Source organism: Herbiconiux daphne (assembly GCF_024979295.1).
Lineage (GTDB): Bacteria > Actinomycetota > Actinomycetes > Actinomycetales > Microbacteriaceae > Herbiconiux > Herbiconiux daphnes.
This window is the reverse complement of the sequence record NZ_JANLCJ010000342.1, coordinates 1-751: the sequence shown is the minus strand read 5'-3', so window position 1 is coordinate 751 and position 751 is coordinate 1. Positions and strand designations below refer to the sequence as shown.

The 751-nt window shown below is 43.5% G+C and carries 2 protein-coding genes; both read right to left on the bottom strand.

Going from position 1 to position 751, the window contains the following annotated elements:
* Positions 1-155: 155 nt before the first annotated feature.
* The gene (locus N1032_RS25125; RefSeq protein ID WP_259543295.1) at positions 156-395 is read right to left on the bottom strand and encodes a hypothetical protein; all 240 of its coding nucleotides are present in this window, start codon (positions 393-395) and stop codon (positions 156-158) included.
* 123 nt (positions 396-518) lie between these two features.
* Positions 519-751 (bottom strand): hypothetical protein (locus N1032_RS25120; protein WP_259543293.1); only part of this gene is annotated, 233 nt, incomplete at its 5' end.

The following is a 751-nucleotide window of genomic DNA, read 5'->3' as shown; positions in this document are numbered from 1 at the left end:
CACGTTTATTAGCCACCTTATTCGAGATAAGTACGAAATCAGCAGATAGTAGGTTAACTTTGTTGCCCAGCTCACTAACTTGGACTCGTGAGACTGGTGCGAGTTTTAACTTTTCAGACATTATGAAAGTCTCACGAATACATTTGGAAAGAAGATTAATCTTCGGTTGCTGAGACTTCATCGCCAGTTTCTGTGTTGATGATTGTACCATCATTGGTAACGATTACTTCATCGTCCTCTTCGAACTGATTAGAATCGTCAACGGTGAACGAACGACCGTCCTCCAACACAATCTCACTACCATCTTTGTTGACCATATCAACATCAAGCGGTTTTGAGTTGGCGTGGACAGCACATGCAGCGAACAACGCTGCGATTGCTATTAGCTTACGCATTTCCTTTCCTCACACATGAAGCGTCACTGTAGTGACCAGAATTAATCAAAAAGGCTATTCAATCGAGCCAAACACCAACATGGGTGAAGGATTCATGAACAGCCTTGAGTTTAATACTGTAAATTAGTCTTTGTGAAATTCGTGACGATTTTCCTCGAAGAACATATCGAAGAAGAATTCAGAACGGTCTTTCATCGCAGCGTTCCAGCGGTTGCCAGCATCGGTGGATTCAAGAACTTCGTCGATAAGTTGTTCAACTTCAGGATACTTACGGCTTTCATTGGCATATTCACGCCAGAACGCAATGGCTGCCTTTTCCTTACCCTGACGGGTCATAGTGGACAGGATAGCGGCAC